Source organism: Micromonospora sp. MGP-C2 (assembly GCF_057766525.1).
The window spans coordinates 6,424,952-6,439,866 of record NZ_JBYMEN010000002.1 but is presented as its reverse complement, the minus strand read 5'-3'; the positions used below and the strand labels follow the sequence as shown (position 1 = coordinate 6,439,866).

Below are 14,915 nucleotides of genomic sequence, written 5' to 3'. Positions count from 1 at the left end.
GGCCCTAGCTCAATCCGAGCCGATCCCCCGCGTTCAGCTCGACCCGGACGATCCCGGACGCGCCGGCCGGCGCATGCCATTCGGCTGTCGCCAGGCCGTCGGCCGACTCGGGGAGCGACCACTCCCACGGCTGGAGTTCGGAGGAGGCGACGGCGAACCGCAGCACCTCCTCGGCGCCCATCAGCGTGGCCCCGAGGTGTGCCACGATTCTCCGCCGCCCGTCGGTGAGGGTCTCGCTGCTGACCGACTCGATGTCCTCCTCGTCAATCCCCACGACGTCCCGGACGATGGCCGCTGCGTCCGCGACCGGGCCGACGACGTCGACCGTCAGCACGACCCGTACGGCGTCCCGCAACGCCTCCTCGATCGCGCTGATCAACTCGGCCTCGTCCGGACCGTCCTCATTCCGGCCTCTGAGCACCATCTCCCGGGTCTCCACCGGCCGGTCGACCGGCCCCGGGTCGAACGGGTCGATGCCGGTCCGCACGTACAGCGCCTCAACCGTCGGCGCTTCGGTAAGGGGCCGGTTCGCCTCCATCGCCGCCACCATCCAGCTCCCGAGCGGCGACCTGCGCAGGTGCCCCGTCCGCAATCCGAACTCGGCGGCCAGGGCGTCCACCCCGCTCCCGAAGGGGGCCTGCGGTGACACATCGACCAGAGGCAGCACCAGGAGCAGGGCCAGCCCCCAGACGCCGCCCCCGTCGACCGCCAACGGGTGGAGGTCGGCGGACCACACGTGCGGTCGCCCGAGCAGTGGAAGGCAGCTGACCAGGGCGGTGTCGAGATCCGGGGCCGTCAGCCGGGCGTGCACCCGGGCCACCACGTCGTCGTCGGACGCCGCCGCCGGCAGTCGCCTGACCCGTCGGCGGACGGACAGGACGGATTCGTCGGCCGGCAGCCACTCCGGCGGGTCCCACCACTCCCCTGCCGTGTCACCGAACGCACAGATGGACACGCAGATCGGCGTCACCCCGTCGGCCGTCCGCTCCCTACCGGCGGCGAAGCCCGTCGGGTAGCCCGCCGCCGACTCCTCGACGTCCAGATCACCACGGCCCCACCGGAATCGCTCCAGCAGAGGGGCGGCCACCTGGCGCACCGCCTCCCCGCCGGACGCCGACGGGGCGGCCGGCGTCAGCGTGAGGTCCAGGTTCACCCCGCTGCGGGGGCCATCGACCTCGGTTCGGGACGCCTTGAAGCTCACCGCGCCGAGCGACGCGACGAGCGGTCGGCAGCGACGCGCCGCGTCGTCGAGTCGAGCGTCGACGACGTTCAGGCTCACGGTGGTGATCAGGGCTGGCTCGACAGTGGACATCAACGCGGGATGGTATGCGTCGGGGTACGCCGCCACTACCGGTTTACACCCGCGACGAAGCTCAGCGGTACGGGTCCAGCAGCGCCAGCACCGCGGCCGGGTCCTCCACGTGCGCGTTGTGCCCGAGCCCGGGCAGTGTGGCGACCGGTACGCCGTACTCCTTGAGCTGTTCGTCGGTGACCATCGGGTCGTGCTCGCCGCGCGCCAGCACCACCGGCACGTCGGTGGCCGCGAGCAGCGCGGCCAGGTCGGGCTCACCGACGGCGAACGCGGCCGGATCCATGGCGAGGCGCCAGCGGCCGTCGACCTGACGGAGACCGGCGTCCACCACCGGGTCGTCCGGCGGCACGAGGCCAGCCAGCCCGGAGACACGCAGGTGGCGCCGGGCCGCCTCGGCGCGGGTGGCGAACCAACTGACCGGGCGGGCGGCCAGTTCGGCGGCGCGGGTCAGCTCCACGGGCGACCAGACCGCCTTGATGCCCAGCCCGACCACCGCGTCCACCGGCGTCCCGGCGGCGCGGGCGGCCAACGCGAGGCCGACCACCCCGCCCAGCGAGTGCCCGAGCACGACGAGCCGGTCGTCGGGGGCGAGGGCCTGCGCGATCCGCTGGGCGAAACCAGCGAACGAGTACGACGGCAGCGGCGGCGCCCAGCCGTGGCCGGCCAGGTCCGGTGCCAGCCACCGCCCGGGCCAGTGCTGCTCGAGGTACGGCGCCCAGGGCAGCCACACGTCGCCAGTCGCACCCATGCCGTGCAGCAGCAGCAGGACCGGCCCACGGCCGGTGTGACCACCCGATTCATCCACCACGGCGGCAGTCTCCCACGGTTCACGGCCCTGGTACGAGAGTCGTCATCCGCGCCACCCCCGCGACGGGAGGATCCTCTGTAGAGTTCGGCGCCTCGACGGGGAGCCTCATCTGTCGATCCCGTCGCGGAGAGGAGTCCACGGTGCTGACGAGACATCGGTCCGCACTTGTCGCAGCCCTGGCGGTCGTCACGCTCGGCACGGCCCTGAGTGCCCCCGCGCTCGGCACGCCCCCGAACGGCCCCGCGCGGAGCGCCGAGGTGGTCGCGGCGGCCGACCGGGTCCTGCGGGTCTACAACAACAACATCGAGAACCTGGTGGTGAACAACTCCGACGGCAGCTGCACCCGCATCTCCGGACCGGACCACCTGACGTCGATCCTGGTCGACGACGCCGGTCGCACCGGCACCAGTGGCGTGGTCGCGCCCGACATCCTGATCGTGCAACAGGTACGCGGCACCGGCCAGGCCGAGGCGTACGCCGACCAGCTGTCGGCGAAGTTCGGCTACCCGGCGGGCAGCTACGGGGCGATCGTGGCGTGGAGCGACCCGGAGCCGTGGGGCAGCACGCACAAGTGCAGCTCCCAGTCGCTCGGGGATCTCAAGAAGAAGCAGACCAACGGCATCATCTGGAACAAGCGGACGCTGAGCCTCGCCAGCGGCGACGTCTCGAAATACTGGAGCGCGGGCTGGCTCAAGCCGGGCACGGCGTATTCCAACGGCGCCGGATGCACGCTGTACAAGCCGCCGAACAGCGACCCGGACAGCACCGACTTCTACAAGTGGAAGCGGACCAGCGCCATCGCGGCCCGGTTCACCATCAAGGCGACCGGCACGAGTGTGTTCGCCGCGACCATGCACCTGCCCCAGGAGAACCGGCAGAACGCCTGCGCCGGCGACGGGGACCGGGGCATCGCCAACACCGGCATCCACCTCGGCGCGGACGCGACCACCCTGCTGAACGCCTCCACGATCCGCGTCGTGGGGATCGACGCGAACCGTACGGGCATCGGGGCCGGCACGTTGAGCGGTTACGGCATGACCGGTTACGGCTCGAAGGCCACCAGCGGCTCCAGCAAGATCGACTACCTCTTCCTGAACGGCGGTGTGCGACCGTCCACGATCGACCACACGGTCGGCGGGACGAAGTCGAACCACCTCGCGCTGTACGGCTTCATCGCCTACTGACCGCACGGCCTGCTGACGGCACAGGCTGCTGACGGCACGGACGAAGACGCCGCGGGCGCCGGCCCCTTGTGGGGGACGGCGCCCGCGGCGGTCCAGCGTGCCTGGGTCAGGCGGAGTAGCCCCGGCTGGCGATCCAGTTGGCCAGGTTGATCGTGGTGATCCAGTACGACGCGTCGGCCGGGTTCGCCGAGTCGGCGATCCGCACGGTGCGGCCGTTGTCCTTGTAGCCCACGACGGCGATGTAGTGACCGCCACCGTAGGAGTGCCAGCCGCCGTTGGTGTCGGTGGCGTCGCCGACGACGTTGGCGACCACGCCACGGCCGTCGGTGATGGCCTTGACGACGTCGGCCTGGAGCTGGTCCATCTGGGCCGGGCTGGGCGCGCCGGCGAACATCCGGGTCCGGTACGGGGAGCCCTTCACCTCGGCGTTGAGCACCCGGGTGGTGTCCAGGGCCGAGTTGGTGCCCATCTCGGTGGTGCCCAGCTCGGCGCCGAGCTCATTCTGGGTGCGGTCGACGCCGGCGGCGCTGAGCGCGTTACGGGTAGCTGCCGGGCCGCAGTTGTAGTACGTGTTCTGCGCCTCGTAGTCGTAGTCGAGCACCTTCGTCGCCGGCGGCTTCGGCCGCTCCGGCTTACGGGTCAGGTCCGGGTTGCTGCTGGCCTTGGCCGCGGGTGACGCGGCGGTGGTGGCCGGGGCTGCGGTGGTCGGCGCGGCACTGGCCGACGGGGACGCCTCGCGCACCTCGCCGCGGGAGGCGGCGACGTCGCTGCGCATCTCGGCGACAGTGGTCGCGGTGCGCTGGCCGGCCGGCGCGTCGTCGGCGGTGGTGAGCATGGCGCCGGTGGTGGTGGCGATGGCGAGGGCCGCGGCGGAGGCGGCAACGATCTGGTACGGACGCTCGGTGGTGAGGCGGCGGAGCTGACGCTTCAGGGTGTGCTTCACGGGGTCCTCCACGGATCGGGGGGAGAGCGGCACACCGGGGCCGGACCGGCATCCGGGCAGGCGCCAGCGCGCGGACGATGGTCCGCGGATGGTGAACCGCTCAGGGGAACGCCCGGCGTGGCCGGGCGGTTAGGCGATGACCCGGGGGGTCAGCTCACCGTCACTGGACGAATGAGCGGGGGCACCGCTACGCCGTGGAGGCGAAGGAACAACCGAGGGGTGGAAAGGTGCTGCACGAGGATGGAACTCCTTCCGACACCGCCTACCGGGTTAGCTGACGGATTCGGGCGGGAAGATCGCCCTACCGCGGGCCATGGCTCGCGGATTCACCCCGGACTTACTGATGGGTCCCCGGTTCGTTCATCACGATTGAGCGGGTCGGCGCGGCGTCGCCTCTTGCGATCGGTTACCGCACCGGACGGGACGACACTACTGGGCCGCCCACACCCTGCCAAGCCAGGTTCACCTGCGCAAACCCGAATTCACGCGCCAATTTCTGCGCGTCTTGCCGCTGACGTGACTCGATGGGACAAGCGGTTACGGAGTCGCCAACGGGCGACAACCGGACAGGCCGCCGATAATGCGGCCACAATCACGGGAACAATCGGGCCGATCGTGCCGGACGACCGATTCGGTATCGGCGTGACCCGGCTCACGTCACGGATCGGGCTCAACTGATCCGGGCCGGGCGCCACCGTGCCACGACTGCGGGTCGGAACGCCCCGGTCGCCGCCCGGCGAGCGGGCAGCGGGGCCGGCCGCAGCCGGGCCGCCGCCGCGTACGCCTCAGCGTTGAGGACGCGTACCGACTCGGCGGCCAGCTCCGCGTCCCGCCATGCGGCCCGCTCCCGGGTGGCGGCAGCCTCGTAGTCGGCCAGTCGCGCGTCCCGGACCGCCCGGCTGAGCAGCACCTCCTGCTCGACCGGATGCCGCCGGGGATCCCAGCCGCGCCGGTGCGCGAACACGTCGCCGAGCTGCGCCATGGTCAGGTCGCCCCGCCAGTACGCCGCCATCGCCGCCCGGTGCAGATAGCGCTCCCGGGCGGCGTACTCGGCGGGGGTGTGGGGGGTGCAGGGGGTGGGTAGCGCCCCGGCACCAGCGAAGCGACGGGCAGCGGTGTCCGCCTCGTCGTACCCGGCCCAGGCCCGCTCCATCTCCTCCTGAGCGGTCAGCCAGGCAACACGTCGTCGCTGGGCGGTCCTGGCCGCGCCGGCTGCGGCGACGGCCACCTCCTCGGCGTACCGGTGCAGGTCGACGGCCTCGGCGGCGGCCACCTCCCGAGCGGTGGGCGGGGCTGGGAGCGGATCACCCGTGGGCCGGTCCCGCTCCGGGCGGGCAACCAGCAGGGCGAGCAGACCCAGGGTCAGCAGGAACAGGGTCGACCAGATGGCGGCGGCCTGCGGCACCTCGGTCACGAACTGGTAGAAGACAGCGGTCTTCATGGTCGGCACCTCGGGGAGAGAGCAGTGCGATGGGGATCGGCACCGGCCACCTGGCCGCGGCGGAGCACGGGTCGGCGGAGCGGTGCTGGTGGGTCGACAGGCGCGGCGTCGGGACGCTCGTCCCGGTGGCTCAGCGCCCGGGTGGGGCCCGGGGTGCCCGGCTGCTCGGGCCGTCGGCGAGGGGCAGCCGGTCAGGCCCGGCGGCGCGCACCGGCAGCACACCGGTCGGGATGACGCCCTGGCCGTCGGGCGGCGCTGGCTGAGCGTCGTCGGACCAGGCAGCGGAGGACTCCTCGACGACCCCCTCGGGGACCGCCTGGGTCGTGTGGGCGGTGCCCGCCGAGGAACTGAACGGGCAGGACGCCGGAAGTGCACCGAGGGCGAACGGAGGTGGCACAGCGGCCGAGGTCGGGCCCGCGCCAAGCGCCAGGGCCGCGACGACGGCGAGGCTGGTCAGCACCCGTGTCGCCCAGCGCGCCACCCACCACAGCGGACAGGTGATCGCGACCGGAAGCACGTCCCCACGCTACCGCCGCGCCGACCCGTGCGCACCGACCACGGGCGTGTCGGCTCACGCCGCGCCGAACCCCGCTGAGCAGGGTGGACAGTGTCAGCGCGAGTCGACGTACGGCGATCGGCCGCCGCTCTGGTCACCCTCGCCGGCGGCGCCGATCTGCGGCCGGGCGGCATCCGATTCGGCCGTGCGTTGTCGGGGGACGGGCGCCGGTCGGGCCGGACGGCGGGGCGCGAGCCGGCGCATCATCGGAGTCTCGACGTAGCGGTGCAGCAACCCGGCGAGGACCAGGTTCGCCACCAGGAAGCCGAGCACCACGGCCGGGCCACGCCAGCCCTCGAACCCGGTCCCCCAGTCACCGCTCCAGCGCAGCACACTCGTCATCACCAGCACGTGGACCAGGTAGAAGGCGAAGGAGACCTCACCGAGCCAGACCAGCGGCCGAGACCGCCACGGCGAGCGCTTGTTCGACACGTCCGCGTTCGCGGCGGCGGTGATCACCAACAGGTACGCGACCGCGAGCAGCGTGGTCCACAACTCCGCGCGGATCCACTGCGCGGCTGCCACCCAGGTGCCCAGGAAGATCACGGTGGCGACGGTCAGTCCCGGGCCGCGCCAGAGACCCCGGCGCATCAACTCGGCCGCCACCGCGCCCAACCAGAACTCCAGTGACCGTGCCGGCGGGAAGATCTGGGTGAACCACCACCGGCTCACCTCCGGGACCAGCTGCTGGGCCGGCCAGAGCGCGAGAATCAGCAGCGGCAGCGCGACGATCAGCACCCAGAGCAGCCTGGGCCGGGCCCGGCGCAGCAGCGGCAGGGCCAGTGGCAGGCACAGGTAGAAGAAGAACTCGCAGGACAGCGACCAGCTCACCGTGTTGATGCTGTAGAACCAGCCCGGCCGGGGGTCCCAGGCCTGCAACAGCAACAGGTTCTCCAGCGCGGCGGCCGGCAGGACCGGGTCGGCGAACCACCAGGCGACCAGCAGCGTCGCCCCGAACAGCACCAGGTGGTTGGGGTAGATCTTGGCGACCCGTCGCCGCCAGAAGGCGAGCGGGGAGTCGCCGTCCCGGGCCGACCAGACCAGCACGAAACCGCTGAGGATGAAGAAGAACTGGACCCCGGACAGGCCGAGGGTGAACAGCGCGTCGATCACCGCCTTGTAGTTCGGCTCGGCGATGATCCGCATGGTGCCCGCGTGGAAACCGAAGACCAGCAACGCGGCGATCCAGCGCAGCCCGGTCAGCGAGGGCAGCCGGGCCGACGTGAGGGCTGGTCGGTCGGCCGACACCGCGGGAGCGCTCGTCATGCCGGGATCCTGAAGCTCGGCAGGGTCACCAGCACGTTCGTATCCCTCCGCGGCGCGGCGTCGGACGGCGCGACGGCGACGCCCGCGACGGCCCAGCAGGGCCGCACCGAGGCACCCTACCGGGTCACTCCCGGGTGAACCGGACGCATCCCACCCCGTCATTCCCGGGCCGGGCAGGCGCCGGCCGGCCGTCGTTAACCTTTCGTCGGGCGGGAGTTCAGAGACTCCACCACCGGCGGCCACACCGGGTTCCGGGGCCGGCCACCCTGGTCGCCGAAGGTGGCGGGCGTGGTCAATGAGCCGACGCACGCACCGCTGCTGAGCATCGTCGTGCCCGTTTACGGCGTCGAGGCGTACCTGTACCAGTGCCTCGAGTCGATCCGGGCCGACGTCCCGGCGGGCGAGTCGGACGCCGTCGAGCTGATCGCCGTCGACGACGCCTCCCCGGACGGCTGCGGCGACATGCTGCGCTCCTACGCCGCCGGCCACGACGGCGTCCGCGTCGTGCACCTGAGCAGCAACGTGGGTCTGGGCCTGGCCCGCAACGCCGGGCTCGACGTCGCCACCGGCCGGTACGTCTGGTTCATCGACAGTGACGACTGGGTGCCGCCCGGCACGATCCCGGCGGTGCTGGACCGGTTGCGCCAGCACGAGCCCGACGTGTTGATGCTGGACCACTTGCGGGTGCACGAGGACGGCCGGCGGGAGGTCGACGCGAGCAGTCATCTGTTGCGCGCGATCCCCGGCGTCAACCGCCTGGACGACCAGCCGCAGCTGTTGCGGGTGCAGCACACCGCCTGGAACAAGGTGGTCCGCCGGGACTTCCTGGACCAACTGGAGCTGCGGTTCTTCCCTGGCTGGTACGAGGACATCCCGTTCAGCCATCCCCTGCTGATCGGCGCCGAGAAGATCTCCGTGCTGGACCGGGTCTGCTACCTGTACCGGCAGGGCCGGCACGGCGCGATCACCTCCACCCGCAGTGGCCGGCACTTCGACGCGTTCGCCCAGTACGAGCGACTGTTGGACTGGGTCGCCCGGAAGCACCCGGACGAGCGGTTGCAGGCCGAGCTGTTCCAGCTGATGATCAGCCACTACCTGGTGGTGGTGGGCAACGACGGTCGGCTGCACCCCCATCTGCGGCGGGACTTCTTCCACCGGGCCGCCGAGCACTACCGCCGGTATCTGCCCACCGGCGGCTACCCCGTGCCGTCGGGCGTGGCCGGGCTCAAGCACCGCCTCGTCGGGCGCGGTGACTGGCTGGCGTACTCGGCGCTGCGCCAGGCGCACCGGGTCGCTGGTCGCCTGCGCCGACCCGGCCCGGCGGCTGTCGACAGCGGCGCGGGTTCGGTCACCGCCGACGACGACCCTGGCCGAGCAACGGGCACCGCGACAGCGGTCGACGGGCTCGCCGTGGCAACGGATCGGCGCGACGCGCTGGCCGGGAGCCGCCGGTCGTGACCGCACCCACCGCACAGCACGCCGGAGGCCGGGTTGGTTTCCGGCGCCCTGGTTCTCCAGGTCGCCCGCCCGCCGGGTGGACGACGACAGCACCACCGCACCCCGGTGCGGGCGTCAGTGAGCAGAGGTCGGAATGACGGCGACAATCAAGATCGGACCACACGTGGTCGGTGCCGGGGAGCGACCGTTCGTGGTGGCCGAGATGTCCGGCAACCACAACGGCGATCTGAACCGGGCGCTGGCCATCGTCGACGCGGTGGCCGTGAGCGGGGCGCACGCGCTGAAGCTCCAGACGTACCGGCCGGACACCATCACCATCGACGTCGACACCCCGGCGTTCCGGATCTCCAGTGGGCACGAGCTGTGGGGCGGGGAGAGCCTGTACCGCCTCTACGAGCGGGCGCACACCCCGTACGAGTGGCACGCCCCGATCTTCGAGCGGGCGCGGGAGCGCGGTCTGACCGTCTTCTCGTCACCGTTCGACGCGACCGCCGTGGAGCTGCTGGAGTCACTGGACGCGCCCGCGTACAAGATCGCTTCTTCGGAGCTGGTCGACCTGCCGCTGATCCGGCTCGTGGCCAGCACCGGCAAACCGATGGTGATCTCCACCGGCATGGCGACGGTCGCCGAGATCGACGCCGCCGTGCGCACCGCCCGTGACGGTGGCGCGGCGGGCATCGTCCTGCTGGCCTGCACCGCGTCCTACCCGGCGCCGCCGGCCGACAGCAACCTGCGCCGGCTGCCCGTGCTGGCCGGTGCGTTCGACGTGCCGGTCGGGCTGTCCGACCACACGCCCGGCATCGGGGTGGCGGTCGCCTCGGTGGCGCTCGGTGCCTGCTTCATCGAGAAGCACGTCACGCTGGACCGGGCCGACGGCGGCGTGGACTCGGACTTCTCGCTGAACCCGGCGGAGCTGACCGCCCTGGTCGCCGAGTCCGGCCGCGCGTACGCGGCACTGGGTGGGACCGCGATCGGCCCGACCCCGGCCGAGCGGGAGGGGCTGCGGTTCCGCCGTTCGCTGTTCGTGGTCGAGGACGTGCGGGCCGGCGATCCGGTGACCGCCCACAATGTCCGGTCGATCCGACCGGCCGGCGGGCTTGCCCCGGTGGAGATCGACCGGGTGCTGGGCCGCACCTTCACGACCAACGTCCCCCGCGGCACTCCCCTGAGCTGGGACCTGATCTGACCGTCGCCCGAGGCCGGGCCGCCGAGCGGAGGCAGCCCGGCCCGGCGGGCTCACCTGAGCGCCTGTAGAGCTGCCCCAGATGTGGGGCAGCTCTACAGGCGGCAGCCGGCGGTACTCCGGCCATCGGGTCCGAAGCCGACGGTCACCACCAGGTCGGCCGTCCAGAGGGTCCGCCAAACCGCCGAGCCGTCGGCCGGCGTACCCAGCCCGTGGCGACGCCACCACGCCGCCACCGGGACGTCGGCCAGCTTGCAGCAGCACTCGGCGCGGGTCCACCGCGCCCAGAAGTCCTCCACACCGAACCGGCGGGCCAGCGCCGGAGGCACCGGAGCGGCCACGCATTCCGCGTCGATGGCCACCCGCCATCCGGGTGTCGGCGGGCCGTACCAGCCGACGCACCGCCCGTCGTCGAGGTGACTGCGGGTCACGGCATCGGTCAGGTCGGCGGGAGCGCCGATCCGCAGGTGCCGCTCGGCGGCGACGAGCAGACCCGGCACCGGACGGGGACGGACCAGCCGGTCCAGGTCAGATGGAGGCGGCACCGTCCACCACGATGACCTGGCCGTTGATGTTGGTGTGCTCCCGCAGCAGCATCCGTACGACCGGCACGACCTCCTCCGGCTCGGTCAGGTGACCGGTCGGGGTACGGCGGACGATCTGCTCAAGCTGGGTCGGGCCGAGCACTGCGGACATCTCCGAGGCGAAGAAGCCGGGCGCCACCGCGTTGACCAGCACCCGGCCGCCCAACTCCCGTGCGAGCGAGCGCGTGGCGGCGTCCATGCCGCCCTTCGTGGCCGAGTACGCCACCAGGCCCGGGAAGCCGCGCTGCGCGCAGATCGAGGTGATGTTGACGATCCGCCCGCGTAGCCCCTTGCCGAGCATCCGGCGGACCACCAGCCGGGTCAGTTGCAGCGGGGCGGTCAGGTTGGTCTCGATGATCCGGGCGATGTCGTCGGTGGCGGTGTGAACGTGCAGGGAGTCCTGCCCGATGGCCGCGTTGTTGACGATGCCGTCGATCGGGCCGAGGCGCTGCTCCACCTCGCGCACGAAGCTCTGCGCGGCGCGCAGGTCGGTGACGTCCACCGAGCCGACACACACCTCGTCGGGATGCTCGGCGACGAGTTTCTCCAGCTCCGGGGTGACGCTACGGGCGAACGCGGCCACCCGCACGCCGGCGTCGAGCAGGTCGGTGACGATGGCCAGGCCCAGCCCCCGGGAGCCACCGGAGACGAGGACCACGGAGCTGGGTGGGACGAGCTGGGTGTCGGCGGGGTCAGACATCGCTCTTCAGGGTCTCCTTGACGGGAATCTCGGTCAGCACGCGGATGCGGCGTGGCACCGCGTGCTCGGGAAGCCGGCTGGCGCACCAGCGGACCAACGTGGCCTCGTCGACGGGGTCGGCCGGGTCGAGGACCACCTCGGCGACCACCATCCGGCCGAGCACCGGTGCGCGGCGGCCGGTCACGCGGGCCCAGGCCACCGCCGGATGGCCGGCCAGCACATTGCGGACCACCCCGGCGGAGACCTTGCTGCCACCGACGTTGATCTCGTCGGAATCCAGTCGGCCGGTGATCAGCACCCGGCCGTCCAGCACCTGCACCCGATCGCCGGTGCGGATCGGGCCGGCCAACCCGGCACCGTGGTACGGGGAGGTGACCACCAGCTCGTCGTCGCGGACGGAGAGCGTCGGCCGGCCGGGGCTCTCCCGGTCCAGCCAGTCGACCGGGAAGCCGGCCCGCCCGTCGTGCACCACAATGGACGCCCCCACCTCCGAGGACGCGTAGATCCAGGAGATCCGGGCCGTGGGGAAGACGTCGCGGAGCTGATCCAGGATGGCCTGGTCCACCGGCTCACCACCGAGGGTGATCTGCCGCAACGGCACCCGGGCCAGCGCGGCGGCATCGCGGTAGAGGGTGCGACGCCAGAACGTGGGGGTGCCGGAGGCGGCGTCGACGCCGTGCGCAGCCGCGACCATGGGCCAGTCGTCCAGCTCGTCGGGCTCCACCACCACCAGGTGCTGACCGGGGTGGGTCAGCGACAGCGTGACCACCTGCCACCAGGCGTACGTGCCGGGGGCGTACGGGCACAGCCAGGTGCGGTCGGGCTGGTCGCCCCGCACGGTGGTCAGCGTGTCCAGGGTGTGCCCGACCCGCTTGGGGCGCCCGGTCGAGCCCGAGGTCAGCAGCCACAGTCGGCCGGGCTCGGCGGCTCGCGGCCGGGTCGGGGCGCTCGGGTGCACGCCCTCGTCGTCGAGGACGCTCACGGTGAACCCGGCCTCCAGCAGCTCGGCGCGCATCACCGTGTCGACCCGACTCGCGGTGCTCAGCAGCAGCTCGGTGCCGTACACGGCGTGCTGCCGGGCGGCGGTGAGCGCGTGCAGGGCGGAGTGGGCGAGCACCGCCGCCGGGTCGGGCACTGTGGGCGTTGGTAGCGAACGCCAGGTCAGCGTGGCGCCACCGACGACGAGCCGGTTGTCGACACCAGCCGGCTCCGGACGCGCCGGTGTGGGGTGACCCGCCGTCGCGACGGTCACTGGTGTTGGAGCTCGACGAGGAAGTCGAGGACGTCGGAGACGGTGGCGATGCGGCGCAGGCCGGGGGCGTCGAAGTTGAGCTCCTCCCCCGTCTCGTCCTCCACCCGCAGGGCCAGCTCGGAGAAGTCGAGCGACCGGAAACCGATCTCCCGCAACTGTGCCGCGTCGTCCGCGGGCAGCTCCTTGTCCTGGTTCTTGAGCACCTGAGCCATGAGGTCGCGAATCTGCGCGCGACTCAATTCGTTCATGCGCCGCAGTCTACAACCCAGCGAATGCATATCTGCTTTCCCGGTAGACCCGGGTAAGGTGCTCCGACCGGACGTGAACAGATTAGAAAGCGAGACGCACGTGCTGCGCGAAGCGACGGCGGACGACGTTCACCTGATGTTGTCCTGGCGTAATCAGGAAACGAACCGTCAGGTCAGCAAGACCAGTCACGAGATCACCGCCGAGGAGCACGCCCGGTGGTGGTCGGCGGTCCGGGACGACCCGTCCCGGCGGGTTCTGATGTACGTCCGCGAGGACCTGCCCTGCGGTGTGGTCACCTTCTTTGACCTGCGGTTGGAGAGCCCTCGGTCGGGAGCGTGGGGCTTCTATCTCGACGCCGACGGGCTGGACGGGCGGGGCGAGACCCTGCCCGCCTGGCTGGGGGTGATGCGGGAGGCCGTCGAGTACGCCTTCGACGGGCTGCACCTGGACCGCCTCGACGGTGAGGTGCTCGGGCACAATACCGTCGTACGGCAGATGAACCGACGTTTCCGATTCGTCGAGGGCACCCCACGACAGGAGCTGTCCGACGGTCGGGAAATCACTGTCATCCCGATTTCCCTGGCTCGCGCCGATCGTCGCCAGCGCTGATTGCCGCACATATTTCCGCCGCCGTCCCAAACCATTAACCGACAGTGCTCCCGGTGGACATCCGCCGTTCATGGACAGCGGTTTTCCACCGAGAGCGCGGCGGGTCAGGCTCGTCGCCAGGCCGCCCAGTGCTGCACCGGGTTGCCGCCGAGCCGAACGAAGCCGTACGCGGTGCCGTCCCAGTCGTCGACCTGCCCGGGCGCCCAGCGGGCGAACACCACCTGCGCCGCGGCCGGCGGCTGCTCGCTGAACCACCGGACGTCTGTCCAGGTCACCTGGTGGCTGAGGTTGAACCGGGTGACGTAGTGCACGCCGGTCGAGGCCCACACCCGCTCGCCGGGGCGTACGCCGACGTCGGCGACCCGGGGCGTCGGCGCGGTGCTCGCGACGGCGGGCCGCACGATGCGGTGGTCGATCACCTGCATGGTGACGAGGTTGACCACGACGAGCACGACGAGCACCGGCATTCGCAGTCGGGGCACCAGCACGGTGGCCACGAGCAGCAGACAGCCGGCGATGCCGACGAGCGACCCGATCACCGGCCGCATCTCCCGCAGGCCCCCGGTCAACGCCACCAGGTCCGGTGCGCTGAAACCGCCGTAGCGCAGCCGGTGGCCTCGACTGGCCACGTACGCGAGCCGGACGGCGATCAGGGCGCCGCCGCCGACCAGCACCGCCACCGCGACGACGGCCCGACGCAGGACCACCCGGCGGCCGGCGGTGAGCAGCACCCCGAGCCCGACCAGCAGCCAGAACGGCGCCAGCATCTGCACGTAGCGGCCGTAGATCGCGTCCAGCGGCTTGCCGGTGACACCGGCCAGGATCACCGACGCGCCGCCGGCGACCCCGACGGTCACCACCAGCGCCACACCCATCGTCCAGCGGACGGCGTCGCCGTGCCGTGGGCGCCACAGCTCGCGCACGGCGGCGGCCCAGGCCACCCCCGCCATCCCGAAGGTGATCACCACGAGGTACCAGAGCTGGGTGGCGACGCCCGCGCTGACGCGGACCACCCCCTGGGCGGAGGCGAGCGCCTCGACCGTGCCACCGCCGGGCGTGCTGCCCAGCAGGTAGACCTTGTCGCCGAGGTGACGGATGGCTGCGTCGTTGACGAGCGCCAGGGCGAGCACCGGCAGCAGCGCCGCGAGAATCGCGGGCGGGCTGATCCGGCGGCGGGCGAACAGCAGCAGGACCAACCCGGCGTGCACCGCCACGATCACCAGGCCCCGGGAGTGCAGCAGGTGGAACCCGCCGACCAGCAGACCGACGGTGGCGGCGGCGAGCGGGCCGGGCCGCTCGATCCAGCGGTGCACGGCGAGCAGCCAGGCAACCACCAACGGCGCCGATCACCGTGTCGATCATCGCGACGC

Annotated in this window: 15 protein-coding genes and 1 riboswitch; of the genes, 4 read left to right on the top strand and 11 right to left on the bottom strand. The window is 72.0% G+C overall.

Annotated elements, in window-relative coordinates; all coding sequences use genetic code 11:
* Positions 1–4: 4 nt before the first annotated feature.
* Together AC3CF1_RS29605 and AC3CF1_RS29600 are read right to left on the bottom strand one after the other, a co-directional pair.
* Positions 5–1,312, bottom strand: a complete 1,308-nt coding sequence (locus tag AC3CF1_RS29605) for a hypothetical protein (RefSeq protein ID WP_354980475.1) — start codon at positions 1,310–1,312, stop codon at positions 5–7.
* A gap of 61 nt (positions 1,313–1,373) precedes the next feature.
* On the bottom strand, positions 1,374–2,120 hold the full coding sequence (locus tag AC3CF1_RS29600; protein WP_354980474.1) for an alpha/beta fold hydrolase: 747 nt from the start codon (positions 2,118–2,120) through the stop codon (positions 1,374–1,376).
* Between the two features lie 140 nt (positions 2,121–2,260).
* Here AC3CF1_RS29600 and AC3CF1_RS29595 point away from each other — a divergent pair, with 140 nt between their 5' ends.
* On the top strand, positions 2,261–3,304 hold the full coding sequence (locus AC3CF1_RS29595) for a hypothetical protein (RefSeq protein WP_488451751.1): 1,044 nt from the start codon (positions 2,261–2,263) through the stop codon (positions 3,302–3,304).
* A gap of 106 nt (positions 3,305–3,410) precedes the next feature.
* On the opposite strand, the gene AC3CF1_RS29590 is transcribed toward AC3CF1_RS29595, so the two are convergent.
* The 4 genes from AC3CF1_RS29590 to AC3CF1_RS29575 all read right to left on the bottom strand — a co-directional run bounded on the left by AC3CF1_RS29590 (position 3,411) and on the right by AC3CF1_RS29575 (position 7,510).
* Positions 3,411–4,259: a C39 family peptidase gene (locus AC3CF1_RS29590; protein ID WP_354980472.1), complete on the bottom strand. Its 849-nt coding sequence runs from the start codon at positions 4,257–4,259 to the stop codon at positions 3,411–3,413.
* 232 nt (positions 4,260–4,491) lie between these two features.
* A riboswitch (cyclic di-AMP (ydaO/yuaA leader) is annotated at positions 4,492–4,633 on the bottom strand.
* A 284-nt stretch (positions 4,634–4,917) separates the two neighbouring features.
* A complete protein-coding gene (locus AC3CF1_RS29585) occupies positions 4,918–5,688 on the bottom strand; it encodes a hypothetical protein (protein WP_488451750.1) in 771 nt (256 codons plus the stop codon).
* Between the two features lie 130 nt (positions 5,689–5,818).
* Entirely contained in the window at positions 5,819–6,205 is a 387-nt protein-coding gene (locus AC3CF1_RS29580) for a hypothetical protein (protein ID WP_488451749.1), read from the bottom strand.
* A gap of 93 nt (positions 6,206–6,298) precedes the next feature.
* A complete protein-coding gene (locus AC3CF1_RS29575) occupies positions 6,299–7,510 on the bottom strand; it encodes an acyltransferase family protein (RefSeq protein WP_354980469.1) in 1,212 nt (403 codons plus the stop codon).
* A 288-nt stretch (positions 7,511–7,798) separates the two neighbouring features.
* Between AC3CF1_RS29575 and AC3CF1_RS29570 the strand changes: the two genes are divergently transcribed.
* Positions 7,799–8,968, top strand: coding sequence for a glycosyltransferase family 2 protein (locus tag AC3CF1_RS29570; RefSeq protein ID WP_488451748.1), 1,170 nt, complete (start codon positions 7,799–7,801; stop codon positions 8,966–8,968).
* Positions 8,969–9,101: 133 nt separating this feature from the next.
* Positions 9,102–10,154: a pseudaminic acid synthase gene (gene pseI / locus AC3CF1_RS29565; protein WP_488451747.1), complete on the top strand. Its 1,053-nt coding sequence runs from the start codon at positions 9,102–9,104 to the stop codon at positions 10,152–10,154.
* Between the two features lie 92 nt (positions 10,155–10,246).
* On the opposite strand, the gene AC3CF1_RS29560 is transcribed toward pseI, so the two are convergent.
* Genes AC3CF1_RS29560 through AC3CF1_RS29545 form a run of 4 tightly spaced genes read right to left on the bottom strand, consistent with a single transcriptional unit; the run spans position 10,247 to position 12,935 of the window.
* Entirely contained in the window at positions 10,247–10,696 is a 450-nt protein-coding gene (locus tag AC3CF1_RS29560) for a hypothetical protein (protein ID WP_355161983.1), read from the bottom strand.
* Complete coding sequence (locus AC3CF1_RS29555) at positions 10,680–11,435, bottom strand: SDR family NAD(P)-dependent oxidoreductase (RefSeq protein WP_354980465.1); 756 nt, start codon at positions 11,433–11,435, stop codon at positions 10,680–10,682. Before AC3CF1_RS29555 ends, AC3CF1_RS29560 begins: the two co-directional genes overlap by 17 nt.
* Positions 11,428–12,687, bottom strand: a complete 1,260-nt coding sequence (locus tag AC3CF1_RS29550) for an AMP-binding protein (protein WP_354980464.1) — start codon at positions 12,685–12,687, stop codon at positions 11,428–11,430. The genes AC3CF1_RS29555 and AC3CF1_RS29550 overlap by 8 nt, the downstream gene beginning before the upstream one ends.
* A complete protein-coding gene (locus AC3CF1_RS29545) occupies positions 12,684–12,935 on the bottom strand; it encodes an acyl carrier protein (RefSeq protein WP_354942165.1) in 252 nt (83 codons plus the stop codon). The genes AC3CF1_RS29550 and AC3CF1_RS29545 overlap by 4 nt, the downstream gene beginning before the upstream one ends.
* A 73-nt stretch (positions 12,936–13,008) precedes the next feature.
* On the opposite strand from AC3CF1_RS29545, the gene AC3CF1_RS29540 reads away from it, so the two are divergent.
* On the top strand, positions 13,009–13,545 hold the full coding sequence (locus AC3CF1_RS29540; RefSeq protein ID WP_354980463.1) for a GNAT family N-acetyltransferase: 537 nt from the start codon (positions 13,009–13,011) through the stop codon (positions 13,543–13,545).
* Positions 13,546–13,649: 104 nt separating this feature from the next.
* Here the strand turns inward: AC3CF1_RS29540 and AC3CF1_RS29535 are convergent, their stop codons facing one another.
* Positions 13,650–14,882: a hypothetical protein gene (locus AC3CF1_RS29535; protein WP_488451746.1), complete on the bottom strand. Its 1,233-nt coding sequence runs from the start codon at positions 14,880–14,882 to the stop codon at positions 13,650–13,652.
* Positions 14,883–14,915: the final 33 nt, after the last annotated feature.

Bases quoted from the DNA above. Each gene is read 5' to 3' on its own strand.
- AC3CF1_RS29605 (WP_354980475.1), bottom strand. From the start codon at position 1,312: ATGTCCACTGTCGAGCCAGCCCTGATCACCACCGTGAGCCTGAACGTC.
- AC3CF1_RS29585 (WP_488451750.1), bottom strand. From the start codon at position 5,688: ATGAAGACCGCTGTCTTCTACCAGTTCGTGACCGAGGTGCCGCAGGCC.
- AC3CF1_RS29575 (WP_354980469.1), bottom strand. From the start codon at position 7,510: ATGACGAGCGCTCCCGCGGTGTCGGCCGACCGACCAGCCCTCACGTCG.
- pseI (WP_488451747.1), top strand. From the start codon at position 9,102: ATGACGGCGACAATCAAGATCGGACCACACGTGGTCGGTGCCGGGGAG.
- AC3CF1_RS29555 (WP_354980465.1), bottom strand. From the start codon at position 11,435: ATGTCTGACCCCGCCGACACCCAGCTCGTCCCACCCAGCTCCGTGGTC.
- AC3CF1_RS29545 (WP_354942165.1), bottom strand. From the start codon at position 12,935: ATGAACGAATTGAGTCGCGCGCAGATTCGCGACCTCATGGCTCAGGTG.